12 protein-coding genes are annotated in these 18,543 nt (G+C 61.5%); 7 read left to right on the forward strand and 5 right to left on the reverse strand.

What is annotated here, in order from left to right; genetic code table 11:
• Positions 1-7 precede the first annotated feature (7 nt).
• The 4 genes from ORL50_RS12655 to ORL50_RS12670 all read left to right on the forward strand — a co-directional run bounded on the left by ORL50_RS12655 (position 8) and on the right by ORL50_RS12670 (position 4,619).
• A complete protein-coding gene (locus ORL50_RS12655) occupies positions 8-901 on the forward strand; it encodes a glycine betaine ABC transporter substrate-binding protein (protein WP_266015075.1) in 894 nt (297 codons plus the stop codon).
• Positions 902-913: 12 nt separating this feature from the next.
• Positions 914-1,567 (forward strand): ABC transporter permease, encoded by a 654-nt coding sequence (locus ORL50_RS12660; protein ID WP_266015078.1) that lies wholly within the window; start codon positions 914-916, stop codon positions 1,565-1,567.
• Positions 1,564-2,721: an osmoprotectant ABC transporter ATP-binding protein OsmV gene (locus ORL50_RS12665; protein WP_266015081.1), complete on the forward strand. Its 1,158-nt coding sequence runs from the start codon at positions 1,564-1,566 to the stop codon at positions 2,719-2,721. Before ORL50_RS12660 ends, ORL50_RS12665 begins: the two co-directional genes overlap by 4 nt.
• A gap of 734 nt (positions 2,722-3,455) precedes the next feature.
• On the forward strand, positions 3,456-4,619 hold the full coding sequence (locus ORL50_RS12670) for a type III PLP-dependent enzyme (protein ID WP_247290588.1): 1,164 nt from the start codon (positions 3,456-3,458) through the stop codon (positions 4,617-4,619).
• A 175-nt stretch (positions 4,620-4,794) separates the two neighbouring features.
• Here ORL50_RS12670 and ORL50_RS12675 read toward each other — a convergent pair whose 3' ends face one another.
• Together ORL50_RS12675 and ORL50_RS12680 are read right to left on the reverse strand one after the other, a co-directional pair.
• Complete coding sequence (locus ORL50_RS12675) at positions 4,795-5,556, reverse strand: tetratricopeptide repeat protein (RefSeq protein WP_266015086.1); 762 nt, start codon at positions 5,554-5,556, stop codon at positions 4,795-4,797.
• Positions 5,553-6,233, reverse strand: a complete 681-nt coding sequence (locus tag ORL50_RS12680; RefSeq protein ID WP_266015089.1) for a Fe2+-dependent dioxygenase — start codon at positions 6,231-6,233, stop codon at positions 5,553-5,555. Before ORL50_RS12680 ends, ORL50_RS12675 begins: the two co-directional genes overlap by 4 nt.
• Before the next feature lie 207 nt (positions 6,234-6,440).
• Between ORL50_RS12680 and ORL50_RS12685 the strand changes: the two genes are divergently transcribed.
• The gene (locus ORL50_RS12685; RefSeq protein WP_266015091.1) at positions 6,441-8,777 is read left to right on the forward strand and encodes a TonB-dependent receptor; all 2,337 of its coding nucleotides are present in this window, start codon (positions 6,441-6,443) and stop codon (positions 8,775-8,777) included.
• Between the two features lie 245 nt (positions 8,778-9,022).
• On the forward strand, positions 9,023-11,551 hold the full coding sequence (locus tag ORL50_RS12690; RefSeq protein ID WP_266015094.1) for a sulfite reductase flavoprotein subunit alpha: 2,529 nt from the start codon (positions 9,023-9,025) through the stop codon (positions 11,549-11,551).
• A gap of 153 nt (positions 11,552-11,704) precedes the next feature.
• Here ORL50_RS12690 and ORL50_RS12695 read toward each other — a convergent pair whose 3' ends face one another.
• From ORL50_RS12695 to ptsP, 3 genes are read right to left on the reverse strand one after another with little or no spacing between them, the layout of a single operon-like run.
• Positions 11,705-13,444 (reverse strand): PTS fructose-like transporter subunit IIB, encoded by a 1,740-nt coding sequence (locus tag ORL50_RS12695; protein ID WP_266015097.1) that lies wholly within the window; start codon positions 13,442-13,444, stop codon positions 11,705-11,707.
• Between the two features lie 11 nt (positions 13,445-13,455).
• Positions 13,456-14,397, reverse strand: a complete 942-nt coding sequence (gene pfkB / locus ORL50_RS12700) for a 1-phosphofructokinase (RefSeq protein ID WP_266015100.1) — start codon at positions 14,395-14,397, stop codon at positions 13,456-13,458.
• Positions 14,397-17,258: a phosphoenolpyruvate--protein phosphotransferase gene (gene ptsP / locus ORL50_RS12705; RefSeq protein ID WP_266015102.1), complete on the reverse strand. Its 2,862-nt coding sequence runs from the start codon at positions 17,256-17,258 to the stop codon at positions 14,397-14,399. The genes pfkB and ptsP overlap by 1 nt, the downstream gene beginning before the upstream one ends.
• A 288-nt stretch (positions 17,259-17,546) precedes the next feature.
• Between ptsP and cra the strand changes: the two genes are divergently transcribed.
• Complete coding sequence (gene cra, locus ORL50_RS12710; RefSeq protein WP_266015104.1) at positions 17,547-18,542, forward strand: catabolite repressor/activator; 996 nt, start codon at positions 17,547-17,549, stop codon at positions 18,540-18,542.
• The last annotated feature ends 1 nt before the right edge of the window (position 18,543 follow it).

The following is an 18,543-nucleotide window of genomic DNA, read 5'->3' on the forward strand; positions in this document are numbered from 1 at the left end:
AATTATCATGAAAAAACTATGCTTATTTTTAGGCTGCTCCCTGCTGCTCGCAGGATTGGCCCAAGCCGCTGAAAAACCGGTAATCCGCATCGGCGCACGGGTGTTCACCGAACAAACCCTGCTCGCTGAAATTACCTCCCAATACCTGCGCACCAAGGGCTACGACGCCCAGGTCACGGGCGGTCTGGGCAGCAACCTCGCTCGCAGCGCCCAGGAAAGCGGCCAACTGGACTTGATCTGGGAATACACCGGTGTGTCGCTGGTGGCTTACAACCACATCACGGAAAAACTCGACAGCGCCCAGTCCTACGCCAAGGTGAAAGAGCTCGACTCGAAGAAAGGCCTGGTCTGGCTCACCCCGTCGAAGTTCAGCAACACCTACGCCCTGGCATTGCCGGAAACCACCGCGAAGGCTTATCCCCAGATCAACACCATCAGCGAATTGAACACGGTGATGCAGGCGGAGGCGAAGACCAACCACCTCGTCGCGCTCGACACCGAGTTTGCCAACCGCTCCGACGGCATGGCCGGCATGGTCGAGCTCTACGACATGAACCTGACCCGTAAAAACACGCGCCAGATGGATGCCGGGCTGGTCTACACGGCCCTGCGCAATGGCCAGGTGTTTGCCGGCCTGGTCTACACCACCGACGGTCGCCTGAACGCCTTCAAACTGAAGCTGCTGGAAGACGACAAGCACTACTTCCCGGACTACACCGCCGCGCCGGTAGTGCGTCAGGTTTACCTCGACGCTCATCCAAAACTCGCCGAAGACATGAAGCCACTGGCCGAGCTGTTCGATGACGAGACCATGCGTGCGCTGAACGCCAGGGTCGACGTCGATCACGAAAGCCCTTCGTCCGTTGCCGCAGATTTCCTGCGCCAGCACCCGATCAACTGAGGAGGAGAAGACATGGAATTTTTGAACGCCTTTTCCCATCTCGACTGGGCGCAGGTCGCGCATCTGACCTGGCAGCACATCACCCTGGTCGGCATTGCCGTGACCCTGGCGATCCTGGTCGGCGTGCCGCTGGGCATCCTGATGACCCGCTTCCCGACGCTCGCCGGCCCCCTGCAGGCCAGCGCTACGGTGCTGCTGACCGTGCCGTCGATTGCGCTGTTCGGCCTGCTGCTGCCGTTCTACTCGAAATTCGGCCAGGGCCTGGGCCCAATGCCGGCGATTACCGCTGTATTCCTGTACTCGCTGCTGCCGATCATGCGTAACACCTACCTCGCGCTGACCGGTGTCGAACCCGGCATCCGCGAAGCCGCCCGCGGCATCGGCATGACCTTTGGCCAGCGCCTGCGCATGGTCGAGCTGCCGATCGCGGTGCCAGTGATCCTCGCCGGCGTACGCACTGCGGTAGTCATGAACATTGGTGTCATGACCATCGCCGCCACCATCGGCGCCGGTGGCCTGGGTGTACTTATTCTCGCTTCAATCAGCCGCAGCGATATGTCGATGCTGATCGTCGGCGCCGTGCTGGTCAGTCTCCTGGCCATCTTCGCCGACCTGCTTCTGCAATGGCTGCAACGCACGCTGACTCCAAAAGGACTGCTCAAATGATCGAACTTCAAAACCTCAGCAAGACCTTCCAAAGCAACGGCAAAGATGTCAAAGCCGTGGACTCCGTCAGCCTGACCGTCAATGAAGGCGAAATCTGCGTGTTCCTCGGGCCATCGGGCTGCGGCAAAAGCACCACGCTGAAGATGATCAACCGCCTGATCAAGCCGACCTCGGGCAAGATCCTGATCAACGGCGAAGACACCACCGACCTTGACGCCGTGACCCTGCGCCGCAACATCGGTTATGTGATCCAGCAGATCGGTCTGTTCCCGAACATGACCATCGAGGAAAACATCACCATCGTGCCGCGCCTGCTGGGCTGGGACAAACAGAAATGCCACGACCGTGCCCGCGAGTTGATGAGCATGATCAAGCTGGAACCCAAGCAGTACCTGAATCGCTACCCGCGTGAACTGTCCGGCGGCCAGCAGCAGCGGATCGGCGTGATTCGCGCTTTGGCCGCAGATGCGCCGTTGCTGTTGATGGATGAACCGTTCGGCGCGGTCGACCCGATCAACCGCGAAATGATCCAGAACGAGTTCTTCGAGATGCAACGCGCGCTGAACAAGACCGTGATCATGGTCAGCCACGACATCGACGAAGCGATCAAGCTGGGCGACAAGATTGCGATCTTCCGTGCGGGCAAGCTGCTGCAGATCGATCACCCGGATACCCTGCTGGCGCACCCGGCGGATGACTTTGTCAGCAACTTCGTCGGCCAGGACAGCACCCTCAAGCGCCTGTTGCTGGTGAAGGCCGAGGACGCGGCGGACAACGCGCCGTCGGTCAGCCCGGAAACTCCGGTAGCCGATGCGCTGGAGCTGATGGACGAGCATGACCGTCGTTATGTGGTCGTCACCGATGGTCAGAACAAAGCCCTGGGCTACGTACGCCGTCGCGACCTGCACCGTCAGACCGGTACCTGCGCGCAATACCTGCGCGAGTTCAATGCCACGGCAGCGTACGACGAGCACCTGCGCATCCTGTTGTCGCGCATGTACGAGTTCAACCGTTCGTGGCTGCCGGTGATGGATGCCGAGCGGGTGTTCCTGGGGGAAGTGACCCAGGAATCGATCGCCGAATACCTGAGCTCCGGTAAGTCCCGTGGCGGCAAGACCAGCATTGTTTCACCTGCTGAGACAGCCGTCGCCTGACCCGACGCCTTCGCGAGCAAGCCCGCTCCCACATTGGATCTGTGGTGTGCATGCAATCTGTGCATCACACAAATCTCCTGTGGGAGCGGGCTTGCTCGCGAATGGCAGCACCACAAATCCCCCTGAAACACCTCAAATTCCCCTGCCAGGGGAACATCACACTGTCATGCAGGTCGGTTACATCAGTAACTGTTCAGGACCGCACGACGGAAGCGTGCAAAAACGCGACATTTTTTGTTGATCTCAAGCCCCTCACGCCCTAAAGTTCGCGCCGAACGTCCATGCTGGAAACGATCCATCCGGCTCAAGTACTGACGACGAGACAGCAAGGCCAAGGGAAGCACCGCCTCCCGTGGCCTTTTTGCTTTCGGCGACATGCCTTGGGAAGTAGGCGAACCAAAGTGGGGATACGGAGGACGTTCAGGAGGGTGTGTCATCAATGAATTCACGAGTGCGCCGGAGCCTGCTTTTGCGCAGGGCAAGGCGCGAGGACCGAGGTTTGGTTGTTCCAAATGAGGTCCGAGTAACGCAGCCCTGCGCAAAAGCAGGCCCGGCCCTTCGGGTTGTGCCTGAGCGCGCGCCATGCTGCGTTGCAGGCCTTGCGAAGGGAGTGGCCATGAGCGGCGGCCTGCGCCTTGCCTGGCACGCGCTCAGGCGCAACGCACTTGCGAATTCATTGATGACACACCCTCGCACCCATTGTTAATTTCAGTTTGCCTTTAGGAGTCTCCAGCATGTCGATCAACGTCGAAGATTATTTCGAGCGCGCCACCTTTGACAAAATGAAGGCGTTCGCCGACAAGCAAGAAACCCCGTTCGTGGTGATCGACACCGCGATGATCAGCCAGGCCTATGACGACCTGCGCGCCGGTTTCGAATTCGCCAAAGTCTATTACGCGGTAAAAGCCAACCCGGCCGTCGAAATCATCGACCTGTTGAAAGACAAGGGTTCGAGCTTCGACATCGCCTCGATCTACGAGCTGGACAAGGTGATGGACCGCGGCGTCAGCGCCGACCGTATCAGCTACGGCAACACCATCAAGAAATCCAAGGACATTCGTTACTTCTACGAGAAAGGCGTGCGCCTGTTCTCCACCGACTCCGAAGCCGACCTGCGCAACATCGCCAAGGCTGCACCGGGCTCGAAAGTCTACGTGCGCATTCTCACCGAAGGCTCGACCACGGCTGACTGGCCTTTGTCGCGCAAATTCGGCTGCCAGACCGACATGGCCATGGACCTGCTGATCCTGGCCCGCGACCTCGGCCTGGTGCCTTACGGCATTTCCTTCCACGTCGGTTCGCAACAGCGCGACATCAGCGTATGGGATGCGGCGATTGCCAAGGTCAAAGTGATCTTCGAGCGTCTGAAAGAAGAAGACGGCATCGTGCTCAAGCTGATCAACATGGGCGGTGGCTTCCCGGCCAACTACATCACCCGCACCAACAGCCTGGAAACCTATGCCGAGGAAATCATCCGCTTCCTCAAGGAAGACTTCGGTGACGACCTGCCGGAAATCATCCTCGAACCAGGCCGTTCGCTGATCGCCAACGCTGGCATCCTGGTCAGCGAAGTAGTGCTGGTTGCGCGCAAATCCCGCACTGCCGTCGAGCGTTGGGTGTACACGGATGTGGGCAAGTTCTCCGGCCTGATCGAAACCATGGACGAAGCCATCAAGTTCCCGATCTGGACCGAAAAGAAAGGCGAGATGGAAGAAGTGGTCATCGCCGGCCCAACCTGCGACAGCGCCGACATCATGTACGAAAACTACAAGTACGGCCTGCCGCTGAACCTGGCGATCGGTGATCGCATGTACTGGCTGTCGACCGGTGCCTACACCACCAGCTACAGCGCCGTTGAGTTCAATGGCTTCCCGCCGCTGAAATCGTATTACGTGTAAGCGCTAGCTGAAAAACAAAAAGCCCATGACGTGTCATGGGCTTTTTTGTTCCTTGAAATATGATCCGGTAGGAGCTGCCGAAGGCTGCGATCTTTTGACCTTGACCTTGAAAAACAAGATCAAAAGATCGCAGCCTGCGGCAGCTCCTACAGGGGAATTGTGCAGACGCCGGAAATTAAAGGGGTTTAAGTTCCAGTTCAGACTGGCGTTGAGCGTAGTCAGTGGCCAATGCGCGGATTTGCGGATCAGTGGCGTTTGATAACGCCTTGCTCGCCACCCGCAGGAAATTCAGATTCCCGCCCGCCAGGGCCTTGCGCAACCAGTCCAGCGCTTCGGCTACATTGCCCTCATCCGCCAACACGGCGGCATAACTGAACTGCCCGCGAAAATCCCCGCCAACAGCCGAACGTCGATACCAATCACGCGCCGCCTGCAGATCAACCGGGCAATGCTGCCCTTCCTCCAGATAACGCCCCAACAGGTTCATCGATTTCGCGTGTCCAAGCCCGGCGGCGCGGCGATACAGCTCCAGCGCCTGCGCTTGATCCTCCATCACTCCACGCCCGGTTGCCAGCAGGTTGGCGTAGTTGTACATCGCCCAATCGAGGCCTGCGGACGCGGCGATCCGATAATGCCCGGCCGCCACTGCAGCATCTGCAGTGCAGCCCCACCCGTGTTCATGGCAACGGCCGAGCATGTTGCGCGCCATCAGATGTCCGCGCCGGGCGGCGATCTCGAACCAGCGCAAGGCCAGTGGCTGATCCTGTGCGATGCCCTGCCCGTCGAGCAGGATCTGCCCCAGCAATGCCTGGGCATCAAGGAGGTTTTCCCGGGCGGCGATCAGGATTGCCTGGGCCGCGCGCGCCGGGCTTTCGTCGAGCATGGCGGTGAGCCGTTCACCGTCGAGAACTTCCTCGCGGCGCAGTTGAAAGGTCATACCTCGACCCAGCGCCGCAACAGATTGTGATAGGTGCCGGTCAGACGGATCAGCGAAGGATGATCTGGCACATCCTGGGTCAACTGGCGAATCGCCTCGTCCATCTCGAACAGCAGCGCGCGCTGGCTGTCCTCGCGCACCAGGCTCTGGGTCCAGAAGAACGAGGCAAAACGCGCGCCGCGAGTGACTGCGTTGACCTTATGCAGGCTGGTGCCGGGATACAGGACCATGTCGCCAGCCGGCAACTTCACCCGCTGGGTCCCGAAGGTGTCATGGATCTCCAGCTCGCCGCCGTCATAGTCGTCGGGCTCGCTGAAGAACAGGGTGGCCGACAAGTCGGTGCGCACACGCTCGATGCTGTTCTGCGGCTGGCGCACGGCGTTGTCGATGTGGAAGTCGAAACTGCCGCCAGCCGTGTAGCAATTCAGCAGCGGCGGAAAGACCTTGTGCGGCAGGGCTGCAGACATGAACAGCGGATTTTTCCACAGCCGCTCCAGCATCGCCGCGCCGATTTCCTTGGCCAGGGGATGGCCTTCCGGCAGCTGCAGATTGTGCTTGGCCTTGGCCGATTGATAGCCCGCAGTGATTTTGCCATCGGCCCAATCTGCCTGCTGCAAGGCTTCACAGATGCGCTGCACTTCTTCTTTCGCGAACACGCCGGGAATGTGCAGCAACATGGAGACACTACCTGAAGGCAAAGGGATGCCAATGGTATTGATTCTTATTGACTGTGTAAAACCCTTGCGACGAATGAATCAGCAAAAACCGTAAGGGTAAATTGTAAAGAATGTAAATTCAGTGCGAATAGTAATGTTTCGCAATTGATACGAATACCTGTTTACCCTATATTCCGCGACCTCAAATCCTTGGGGAGGGGAATTTTAATGTCACGCCAACAACCACAATTACCTGTCAGTTCACCGCGTTTGCTCGCGTCTGCAATTGGCGTGGCAATCACTGCCGGTTCCGCTGGACACATGGTTTTCGCCGCAGAGAAGACCGATGCCAAATCGTCAGGCAGCGCGATTTCCCTGGACGCCACTGCCATTACCGGCGAAGCCCAGGACGCAACGACCTACAACGTCGAAAAAGCCTCCTCGCCCAAGTACACCGCACCTCTGGTGGACACTCCGCGCTCCGTGACGGTAATTCCGCAACAGGTCCTCAAGGACACCGGCGCCCTGAACATGCAGGACGCGCTGCGCACTGTTCCAGGCATCACCTTTGGTGCCGGCGAAGGCGGCAACCCTCAGGGCGACCGTCCATTCATCCGTGGCTTTGACGCCCAGGGCGATACGTACCTGGACGGCGTGCGCGACACCGGTTCGCAAAGCCGCGAGATCTTCGCGGTCGAGTCGATCGAAGTCAGCAAAGGCCCGAACTCGGCCATTGGCGGCCGTGGCGCTGCCGGTGGCAGCATCAACATGGTGAGCAAAAAGGCCCACTTGGGCGATTCGCTCGATGGCGGCTTCACCTGGGGCTCGGACCAGACCCAGCGCTACACCTTCGACGGTAACTACCAGTTCACTGACACCGCCGCTGGCCGTCTGAACCTGATGAGCCACGAGAGCAACGTCGCCGGCCGTGACAGCGTCGACTACGACCGCTGGGGCATCGCGCCGTCCGTGGCGTTCGGCCTGGGCACCGACACCCGCGTCAACCTCGATTATTACCATCTGGAAAGCAACGACACCCCGGACTCGGGAATTCCGTACAGCATTCCGGTAGCCGGGTCTGCGGCGCGCACCAAGTCCAACCCGGACACGCCGGATGACGGTGGCCGCAGCAGCAACTTCTACGGCCTGGACGGTCGCGATTTCCGCAAGGGCCGCACCGATACCGCGACCATCGCCATCGAGCACGACCTGAACGATGCACTGACCGTGAAGAACACCCTGCGCCACGGCAGCAGCATGCAGGATTACATCCTGACCCAGCCGGATGACTCCAAAGGCAACGTCAACAACGGCAGCGTGTGGCGCCGGGCCAACACCCGTGTCAGCAACACCGACACCACCACCAACCAAACCGACCTGTTTGGTGACGTGTACATCGGCGGGTTCAAGAACAGCTTCGCCACGGGTATCGAGCTGAGCCACGAGAAGAGCGAGAAATCCTCTTACACCGTCAACACCGATACAACTCCAGGCACTGCCGCGGCGACTACCAACTGCAGCCCTGCGCTGATCGGCGCGCCAAGCGGTTACAACTGCACCTCTCTGGCCAACCCGAACCCGAGCGATCCGTGGGACGGCTCGATCGCGCGCAACTACGCGGGCACCGACACCTCCAGCACCACTCGCGCACTGTACGTGTTCGACACCCTGGAATTGTCCGAACAGTGGCTGGTGAACATGGGGCTGCGCTACGACCACTTCGACACCAAGTACAAGACCTACAACGCTGCTGGCGCCACGGTCGTGACCAATGGTGTTGCGTCGAAGGGCAAGGACACCAGCGAGTTCATCACCGGTCAGTTCGGTGTGGTCTACAAGCCAGCTGAAAACGGCAGCATCTACGCCTCGTATGCGACTTCCGCCACGCCACCGGGCAACACCCTGGGTGAAGGTCAGGAAGGCAACCCGCTGGGTGGCTCGACCGACCGTGCCGGCAACCTGCTGAGCAGCGACATGGAGCCGGAAACCACCAAGAACTACGAAATCGGTACCAAGTGGGACCTGCTGAACGATCGCCTGTCCCTGACCGCCGATATCTTCCGCACCGAAAAAGACAACGCTCGCGTTCAGGTGGACACCACGTCCTACGAAAACGCCGGCAAGACTCGCGTGCAAGGTATCGAACTGTCGGCAAGCGGCAAGATCACCGACAAGTGGCAGGTGTTCGCCGGTTACGCCTACATGGACAGCGAGCAAGTCGACGGCGGCCCGCTGGGCGCGGCCAACGACGGCAACGAACTGCCTAACACGCCGAAAAACAGCGCCAGCCTATGGACGACCTACCAGGTCACGCCGAAGCTGACTGTCGGTGGCGGTGCGTTCTACGTCGACGACGTGTTCGGTAGCGTGGCCAACACCACGATGGTGGATGACTACGTACGCTACGACGCCATGGTCGCCTACAAGCTGACCAAAAACGTCGACCTGCAGCTGAACGTGCAGAACCTGACCGACGAAACCTACTACGACAAAGCCTTCTCGACCCACTTCGCCAATCAGGCGGCGGGCCGTACGGCATTGTTGAGCACCAACTTCCATTTCTGATTGCTGTCACACCGCAATCGCCACTGTGGGAGCGGGCTTGCTCGCGAATGCGGTGTGTCATTCAGCATAACTGTGATTGACCCACCGCATTCGCGAGCAAGCCCGCTCCCACAGGGAATGTCGGTGAAGGGACCGGCCCCGTTCATCCAGATGAACGGGGCTTTTGTGCGTAATAGACAAGGCATCCCGTCAACCCACGGCATAATGCGCGCCGTGATGATTATTTTCGAACGAAGGCGAGCGACGTGTTGAAGAAAACCCTGTTCCAGCTGCACTGGTTTTTCGGCATCAGCGCCGGGCTGGTCCTGGCTCTGATGGGCATCACCGGGGCGACGGTGTCGTTTCAGGACGAGATCCTGAGCGCGCTGAACCCGTCGGTACTGCAGGTCGAAAAGCAGGTCGCCGGCGTCCTGCCGCCTGCCGAGCTGGTGGAACGCATTGAAGCGGCGTCCGGCAAGAAAGTCTCGATGCTCAGCGTCGAGACCGACAGCGGCGCGGCGGCCAAAGTGTTCTTCACGCCCAAGCCTGGCGAACGCCGCGGCGAGATGCGCTACTTCGACCCGTACACCGCCGAGTTCATGGGCGACGCCAGCGGCCAGGGCTTTTTTGGCCTGATGCTGCAACTGCACCGCTTCCTCGCAATGGGCGATACCGGCCGGCAGATCACCGGGGCCTGCACGCTGATCCTGGTGTTCTTCTGCCTGTCCGGCCTGTACCTGCGCTGGCCGCGACAGTGGAAAAGCTGGCGCGCCTGGCTGACCCTGGACTGGAAGAAAAAAGGCCGCAGCTTCAACTGGGACTTGCACTCGGTGGCTGGCACCTGGTGCCTGCTGTTTTATCTCCTGGCGGCCCTTACCGGCTTGTCCTGGTCTTATGAGTGGTACAACAAAGGCCTGACCCGCTTGCTGTCCGACTCGCCACAAAACGAGCGGGTGCGCGGCGGGCGTGGCCCGGCGCCTAGCGGTCCGGCGCCAACGGCCGACTACGCAGCCATGTGGAGCAGCATCTACAGCGCGGCGGGTCCGGCACTGAGCGCCTACAACATCCGTATGCCGCCTGTGGCGGGCCAGCCGGCGACCGTGTTCTACCTGCTGAACACCTCGCCACACGACCGCGCGCTGAACCAGATCACCCTCGACCCGGCCACCGGCATCGTCAAGCGGCATGACCGCTACAGTGACAAGAGCCTCAAGGCCCAGCTGCTGACCAGCATTTATGCACTGCACGTCGGCAGCTACTTCGGGATTGTTGGACGGGTGATCCTGACCCTCAGCGCATTGACCATGCCGCTGTTCTTCGTCACCGGCTGGTTGCTGTACCTGGATCGTCGACGCAAGAAAAAACAGATCCGCGACGCTCGCAACGGCCTGGCCCAACCGCTGGTTGATACCCCGGCCTGGCTGATCGGTTTCGCCAGCCAGAGCGGCTTCGCCGAACAACTGGCCTGGCAGACCGCCGGGCAGTTGCAAGCCGCCGGCTTGCCAGTGAAAGTGCAGCCGCTGGCCAGTGTCAGCGAGCAGGACCTGCAGGATTCGAGCAACGCATTGTTCGTGGTCAGTACTTTTGGCGACGGCGAAGCACCGGACAGCGCCCGCAGTTTCGAGCGCAAGGTCCTCGGTCGCGCCGTGAGCCTGGACAGCCTGAACTACGCAGTGCTGGGCCTGGGTGATCGACAGTATCAACACTTCTGCGGGTTTGCCCGACGCTTGCACAGCTGGCTGGGCGAGCATGGTGGCAAGACACTGTTCGCGCCGGTGGAAGTCGACAGCGGCGATCCTTACGCCTTGCGTCACTGGCAGCAGCAACTCGGCCTGCTGACCGGACAAGCGCCCGTGGACACCTGGCAAGCACCCAGCTACGACAACTGGACGCTGACCCGTCGTGAACTGATGAACCCTGACAGCAGCGGTTCACCGGTTTACCTGCTGGGCCTGACTGCCCCTACTGCCAGCGGCTGGTTGGCGGGCGATCTGGTGGAAGTCCTGCCGCGTAATTGCCCATGGGCGATCGAGCATTTCCTCGATGGCCTGGGAATCGACGGTCGCGCCAGCGTGACGCTCGATGGCCTGGCGCAAACCCTGGAACAAGCCCTCGCCAGTCGCCAACTGCCGGAAAACCGCGCTCACCTGGTCGGCCTGCACGCCCAGGCGGTGGCGGATGCGCTGGTGCCGCTGGCCATGCGCGAATACTCCATCGCCTCGATCGCTGCCGACGGCATTCTGGAACTGATCGTGCGCCAGGAAGTGCATGCCGACGGCAGCCTGGGCGTGGGCTCCGGCTGGTTGACCGAGCACGCACCGGTGGGCGGCAGCATCAACCTGCGGGTGCGGCGCAACAGCAGTTTCCACCTGCCCACCGAGCCGCTGCCGATGATTCTGCTGGGCAATGGCACCGGCCTTGCCGGGCTGCGCAGCTTGCTCAAAGCGCGGATTGCCGATGGTCAACAGCGCCATTGGCTGCTGTTTGGCGAACGCAATCGCGAGCATGACTTTCTCTGTCGCGATGAGCTGCAGGAATGGCTGGTGTCGGGCGACCTGGAGCGGCTGGACCTGGCGTTCTCGCGTGATCAGGCCGAAAAGATTTATGTGCAGGATCGGCTGCGGGAATCGGCGGACTTGCTGAAGCAGTGGCTCGCCGATGGTGCGGTGATCTATATCTGCGGCAGCCTGCAGGGCATGGCGTCGGGTGTGGATCACGTGCTCAACGAAGTGCTGGGAATCGCAGAGGTCGACAAGCTGATCGAGCAAGGTCGCTATCGACGCGACGTTTACTGAGATCCAAAGGTCTGGGCTTGAACAACAACTTGTAGGAGCCTGGCTTGCCAGCGATGACGTCAGCACGATCGCCATCGCCGGCAAGCCGGGCTCCTACGGATTTGCGCCGAGCCCGAATCTTGCGTACAAGCCGGGCTCTTGCAATGGCTGGTGTCAGGCTTTGGCGGGTTCGAGTGCCAGCTCGACTGTTTCCGGCCGTTTGAGCAGCGCATACGCCACCGCCGTCACCAGGCTCCCCGCGACAATCGCCAACAGATACAGCAACGCATGATTGATCGCATTCGGAATCGCCAACACAAACAACCCACCGTGCGGCGCCATCAGCTTGCAGCCGAAGTACATCGAAAGCGCGCCGGTCAGCGCGCCACCGGCAATGCTGGCCGGGATCACCCGCAGCGGATCCTTCGCGGCAAACGGAATTGCGCCTTCGGAAATGAAGCACAGGCCTAACACCAATGCCGCTTTGCCTGCCTCACGCTCGGTCTGGGCGAACTTGCGTCGGGCGATGAACGTGGCGATGCCCAGGCCAATCGGCGGCACCATGCCGGCGGCCATGGTCGCGGCCATCGGAGCGTAACTTTGCGACGCCAGCAGACCCACCGAGAACGCATAGGCGGCCTTATTGATCGGACCACCCAGGTCTACGCACATCATCCCCCCGAGCAACACACCCAGGAGGATCGCATTGGTGGTGCCCATGCTGTCGAGGAAGTGCGTGAGCCCTTCGAGCATCCCGGCTACGGGCTTGCCGACCACGTAGATCATCACCAGGCCGGTGAACAGGCTGGCCAGCAACGGGATGATCAGGATCGGTTTCAGCGCTTCGAGGCTCTGCGGCAAGCGGGCATAGCGATTGATCGCCTGGGCCGCGTAGCCGGCGATGAAACCGGCAATAATCCCGCCGATGAAACCGGCTCCCAGGGTGCTCGCCAGCATGCCGCCGATCATCCCCGGCGCCAGGCCCGGGCGGTCAGCGATCGAGTAGGCGATGTATCCCGCCAACAGTGGCACCATCAGCTTGAAGGCAGTGTCGCCGCCAATCTGCATCAGGGCGGCCGCCAGGGAGCCTTCTTCCTTGAATGCGGTGATGCCGAATACGAATGACAAGGCGATCATCAAGCCGCCTGCCACTACCATCGGCAGCATGAACGACACGCCGGTCAGCAAGTGCTTGTAGACGCCAGTCTTCTCCTGCTTGGCGGGGCCTTTGGCGCCACTCGCAGCGCTTTCCTGCGAGCCTTCGGCCAGGGCTTTGTTGAGTGTTGCTTCTGCCTGCTTCAAGGCGATACCGGTGCCGCAACGGTAGATTTTCTTTCCGGCGAAGCGCTCGGTCGCAACCTCGATGTCGCAGGCCAACAGCACCACATCGGCCTCGGCAATGGCCTCGGCGCTCAGCGGATTGCGTGCACCCACCGAACCCTGGGTTTCGACTTGCAGGTCGTAACCCAGTCGCTTGGCCGCTTGCTGCAAAGCCTCGGCGGCCATGAACGTGTGGGCGACCCCGGTCGGGCAGGCGGTAATGGCTACCAGCTTCGGTGCCTTCTGACCAGCTGCGATCGGCTCGGCGACAGCTTCTGGCGCCACGTAAACCTGCGCCTCTTCGGCGCCCTTGCGCAACACTGCTTCAACATCCTGCAGGGCCTGGGCCGGAGTACTCTGGAACACGCGCTTGCCGACGAATCTCGACATGTCCACAGGCGCACTGGTCACCAGCAACACCCACTCGGCTGCCTCGAGGGTGGTAGCCGACAACTGCCGTTCAGGGTGCGCCGCATCGGTGACTTCGACGCTGGTGCTCCAGCCCTGGCGCTGCGCTGCTGCATCCAGCAAACGGGCGCACAGCACACTGGTGACCATGCCGTTCGGGCAGGCCGTTACAATGGCTAACTTCATGACAAACCCTCTTATTGTTCTGTCAGGGGGCGTACACGCACACCCTGTTCGAGCTGCGCCAACTGCGCGGTGTCGCCAATGCCGAAGCCGATCTGGGTGACGGCCATCGCGGCAATCGCCGTGGCGGTGCGCAAAGTCTGTTCAGGCGTGTCGGCGCTGAGCAAACCGTGGAGCATGCCCGCCAGCAACGAATCACCTGCGCCTACCGTGCTGGCGACGCTGACCTTGGGCGGCGTGGCGTGCATCGCCGAGCCGACGCTGAACCAGTTCACACCTTGGGCGCCGTGGGAAATCACCACGTGCTCGATGCCTTGCGCGTGCAAGCGGCTCGCCACTTCTGCCTGGGCAGTCACCGACTCCACTGCGCAATCAAATACCTCGGCCAGTTCCTCGGCGTTGGGCTTGATCAGCCAGGGGCCGGCCTTGAGCGCTGCACGCAGGGCTGCGCCACTGGTGTCGAGGGCGACATTCAAACCAAGATGCTTCAAACGCTCAATCAGCGCCTGCAACCACGCCGGGCTGACGCCCTGGGGCAGGCTGCCGGCGACGACGACCGCGTCGTGACCGGGGGCGATCTGTTCGAGCCGATCGAGCAACGCCTGCTGGGCCGCGTCACTGACCAGAGGTCCGGGACCATTGACGTCAGTGATCCGGCCATCACTTTCGGCGAGCTTGAGGTTACTGCGAGTTTCGCCTGGGACACGGATGAACTCATCGACAAACCCGCGCTTGGCGAACAGCGCATCGAACGCCTGGGGATTGTCTGCGCCGAGGAATCCGCTGACGGTCAATTGATGCCCGAGGTCTGCCAGGACCTGCGCCACGTTTACGCCCTTGCCAGCGGCATGGGTGTGCATCTCGTCACTGCGGTTGACCTGGCCGGGCTCAAGGCGGGCCAGCTGAACGGTCAGGTCCAGTGCCGGATTGAGGGTCAGGGTGAGGATCTTGGCCATTACAGGGCCTCCACTAATGCGCGTACTTCATTCGCGCTGCCAACGGCCAGGGCCTGGCGGGCAACGGTTTGGGCCTGGGTGAGGCTGAGCTCGCGGATGCGCGCCTTGACCTCGGCGATGCTGCGCCCGGAAACGCTCAACTCATCGACTCCCAGGCCGATCAGTACCGGCACCGCCAGAGGATCCGCCGCCAGCTCGCCGCACACGCCGACCCATTTGCCATGGGCATGGGCGGCACGCACGGTGATGTCGATCAGTTGCAGCACCGCCGGGTGCAAGCCGTCCGCCTGCGCCGACAGGGTCGGATGACCGCGGTCGATGGCCAGGGTGTATTGGGTCAGGTCGTTGGTGCCGACGCTGAAAAAGTCGACTTCCCTGGCCAGTACTGGCGCGAGCAATGCCGCCGACGGCACCTCGATCATGATCCCCAGCTGCAGGTCCGCCACGGGAATTTCCAGGCGCAGGCGCTCGGTCATGTCCCGCGCCTGACGCCACTCGTCGACACTTCCGACCATGGGAAACATGATGCGCAATGGCCGGTTGTCGGCGGCCCGCAGCAATGCGCGCAATTGCGCTTCCATGACTTTCGGGCGTTGCAGTGTCAGGCGGATGCCACGTACTCCGAGGAAAGGGTTTTCTTCCTTGGCGATTGGCCAATACGGCAGCGGTTTGTCGCCGCCGACATCCAGGGTGCGCACCACCAGCGGACGACCGGCCAGGCCATCGAGCACCTTGCGATATTCCGTTTCTTGCGTGGCCTCGTCCGGCAGTTGCGGGTGGGCCATGAAAATCAGTTCGGTGCGCAGCAGGCCAATACCTTCGGCCCCCTGCTCCACGGCACTGGTCACACCCGCGCTCTCGCCGATGTTGGCGAAGACCTCGACAGCGTGGCCATCGCTGGTCAGCGCCGGTTGATGACGTTGTTCGGCGGCAGCCTGGAGCCGCTGCTCGCGGGTATCTCGCTCTTCGGTAGCGCGCTGCAAAGTGGCGGTATCGGCGTCCACGTGCAGTCGTCCGCGCTGGCCATCCAGCAGCAGCGGCGTGCCCGGAGCCAGCAGCAACACCGCCGCGCCCGCACCCACCAGTGCCGGGATGCCCAAGGCCCGGGCGACAATCGCACTGTGCGCCGTAGCGCCACCGCGGGCGGTGAGGATGCCGGCGACACGCGCCGGGTCAAGGCGGGCCACATCGGAAGGACCGACTTCGTCCATCACCAGGATGTAGGGCTGGTCTGGCTCGCTCGGCGTTTCGACGCCACAGAGTTGCGCCAAGACCCGCCGCCCGATGTCCCGCAGGTCGGCGGCACGCTCGGCGAGCAAGGCGTCCTGCAATGACTCTTGTTGCCGGGCCGCCGCTTCGATGACGGCCATCCACGCCGCTTCGGCGCTTTCGCCCTGCTTGAGGCGGGTGTCGACTTCGTCGGTGAGTTCCGGGTCGTCGAGCATCTCCTGGTGGGTGATGAAAATCTCGCGGATGGCCTTGGCTTTGCTGCGTTCGATCAGACCTTGGATGTCCTGCCGCACCTGAGTCAACGCCAGTTTGAGACGCTCGCGTTCGATCGCGGCGGACTCTCCACGCAATGGGTATTCGATGGTTTGCAGCACCTGGATATGTGCCGGGCCGATGGCGATTCCCGGAGCGGCGGCGATTGCCTGAATCAGGCTGCCGGAGGCCGGTGCCAGAAGCACCTCGGCGATATCGGTGAGCACTTCGCGCTGCTCGCTCACGGCGGGCAATGGTTCGACTTCTTCGCCGAGGCCCTCTTCGATGGCGGCCAACAAAGCCGGCAAAGCGTCAGCGGCAATTGCCGGTTCGGCAACAAATTCCAGTACCTGACCACGCCGGGCGCCAAGGCTCAGCAGCTTGCTCAGGCTTTTCACCGAGACCGCGCTGTCTTGGCCATCGACGATACGCACCCGAATCTCACCTTCAAAACTCTTTGCCAGTTGGGCGAGGATCTTCGCCGGGCGGGCGTGCAAGCCATGGGCGTTGGCCAGGGCGATCCGCGCACTCGGCCAGTCCGCGGGCAATTCTCCGCCCAGCACTTCGAGGACTTTACGGCTGCTGGTGGCACGGCCCAGTTCATGGCCACGCCCTTCGATCAGCAATGCGCACAGGCGCTCGAGCAGAGCCTGATGCGCCTCCCCGAGGCTCGCCAGGCAGAACAGGCCGCTCAGTGGCTGGCCCAGATAACGCATTGGCTTGTCCGGGGTAACAAACGCCAGGCCCGGACGCTTCACCGTCTGTTCGCTGTGCAGCCACCACAAACCATCGCCCAGCGGCAGCGCTTCGACCTGCTGCAACACTGCGGCGAAACCGTTACTCACACAATCCGCCTGGCGCAGCAAACGCGCACCGCGCCACACCAGTTCTTCGAAATCATCGGCGGACACTCCCAGGCCAATCATCTGCGCATCCAGTGCCAGTTCCTGAGGAGCGCCCTGCAGGAGTTTGAGCAAGGCTTCGGCGCTGGAGGCACGTCGCAGGGCTTGGCCCAGGTCGGTCTCGCCCAGGGCGCGGGTCAGCAGCTGCAGCAGGCGCAGGTGTTCGTCGGATTTGGCCGCGATGCCGATCGCCAGGTAGACGATCTGCCCGTCGCCCCAGTCCACCCCGTCGGGGAACTGCATCAGGCGCACGCCGGTGGAAAATACCTGGTCGCGGGTGTCCGGCGTTCCGTGGGGAATGGCAATACCTTGACCGAGAAAAGTCGAGCCCTGGGCCTCCCGGGCTTGCAAGCCGGCGAGATAACCGTCAGCGACCAGTCCATCGGCAACCAGGTGCTGGGCCAGCAAATGCAACGCTGCGGATTTATCCACGGCCGATTGGCCCATGGATATCTGCTCAATAGTGAGCTCGAGCATGCTTTCTCCTTTTTGGCGCCCGAAAGGTGCCAGGTATTGTTTTGGATAGTTCAGCTTAGGCGCTTGTTCAGCATATTTGGCAGTTTCACGGCAGAACTGGCCAAGGCGCCTTAAACGTAGAAAATACGCCTGCTGAAACGTTTAATCTAGAAAGATTGGCACGTTACTCGATAATGTCCCATCCTTGAAGTCCAGATTGTCGGATGCGCCAGGACAATGGTCGCCTGCCTGAATCGGGTAGGATTGGCGAAAATATCGGGCAAGCTCGAAAAAACAAGGAAACCCGAGTTGAAACTCAGTGATATCGCCCAGTTGGCCGGGGTCTCCGTGACCACCGCCAGTTATGTCATCAATGGCAAGGCCGAACAGCAGCGGATCAGCACTGCCACGGTCGAGCGCGTGCGTGCCGTGGTCGAGCAGCATGGCTTTACCCCTAATCCACAAGCGGCAGGCCTGCGCAGTCGGCACACCCGCACCCTGGGGTTCATTCTGCCGGATCTGGAAAACCCCAGTTACGCGCGAATCGCCAAACTGCTCGAACAGGGCGCGCGGGCCCGTGGCTATCAGCTGCTGATCGCCAGTTCGGACGACGCACCGGACAGCGAGCGCCAGCTGTTGCAGCTGTTTCGCGCCCGGCGCTGCGACGCACTGATCGTCGCCAGCTGCCTGCCCAGTGGCGATGACAGTTATCGCCAGCTGCAAGCCAAGGGCATTCCGATTATCGCGATCGACCGGGTCATGGAGCCGGAACATTTCTGTTCGGTGATCAGTGACGACCGCGAAGCCAGCCTGCAATTGACCCGCAGCCTCCTGCAGCCGTTGCCCAGGCAGATCGCCCTGATCGGCGCGCGCCCTGAATTGAGCATCAGCCAGGAACGCGCGGCCGGCTTCAAGGAAGCCTTGGCCGGGTTTGATGGCGAGGTGCTGATTGAGCACGGCGACTCGTTCAGCCGCGAATGTGGCAAGCAGTTGATGGAGCAGATGCTGCAACGCCTTGGGCATCTGCCGGACGCGCTGGTCACGACATCCTACGTCTTGTTGCAGGGTGTGTTCGATGCCTTGCACGACTTCCCGCTGAAGTCCCGCCCATTGCGCCTCGGCACATTTGGCGACACTCAGTTGCTGGATTTCCTGCCATTGCCGGTGAACGCCATGGCCCAGCAACATCAACTGATCGCCGACAAGGCGCTGGAATTGGCCCTGGCGGCCATCGAGCAGTCGGACTACCAACCTGGCGTGCAAGCCATCGCACGGACCTTCAAGCAGCGTATTCGCCAGGACTGAA

The sequence above is a fragment of the Pseudomonas sp. RIT-562 genome (genome assembly GCF_026241895.1).
Lineage (GTDB): Bacteria > Pseudomonadota > Gammaproteobacteria > Pseudomonadales > Pseudomonadaceae > Aquipseudomonas > Aquipseudomonas mandelii_F.

What these genes read in the sequence shown, in the direction of transcription:
- ORL50_RS12655 (WP_266015075.1), top strand. Translation starts at nt 8, where the DNA reads ATGAAAAAACTATGCTTATTTTTAGGCTGCTCCCTGCTGCTCGCAGGA.
- ORL50_RS12670 (WP_247290588.1), top strand. Translation starts at nt 3,456, where the DNA reads ATGTCGATCAACGTCGAAGATTATTTCGAGCGCGCCACCTTTGACAAA.
- ptsP (WP_266015102.1), bottom strand. Translation starts at nt 17,258, where the DNA reads ATGCTCGAGCTCACTATTGAGCAGATATCCATGGGCCAATCGGCCGTG.
- ORL50_RS12685 (WP_266015091.1), top strand. Translation starts at nt 6,441, where the DNA reads ATGTCACGCCAACAACCACAATTACCTGTCAGTTCACCGCGTTTGCTC.
- ORL50_RS12680 (WP_266015089.1), bottom strand. Translation starts at nt 6,233, where the DNA reads ATGTTGCTGCACATTCCCGGCGTGTTCGCGAAAGAAGAAGTGCAGCGC.
- ORL50_RS12660 (WP_266015078.1), top strand. Translation starts at nt 914, where the DNA reads ATGGAATTTTTGAACGCCTTTTCCCATCTCGACTGGGCGCAGGTCGCG.
- ORL50_RS12695 (WP_266015097.1), bottom strand. Translation starts at nt 13,444, where the DNA reads ATGAAGTTAGCCATTGTAACGGCCTGCCCGAACGGCATGGTCACCAGT.
- ORL50_RS12665 (WP_266015081.1), top strand. Translation starts at nt 1,564, where the DNA reads ATGATCGAACTTCAAAACCTCAGCAAGACCTTCCAAAGCAACGGCAAA.
- ORL50_RS12675 (WP_266015086.1), bottom strand. Translation starts at nt 5,556, where the DNA reads ATGACCTTTCAACTGCGCCGCGAGGAAGTTCTCGACGGTGAACGGCTC.
- pfkB (WP_266015100.1), bottom strand. Translation starts at nt 14,397, where the DNA reads ATGGCCAAGATCCTCACCCTGACCCTCAATCCGGCACTGGACCTGACC.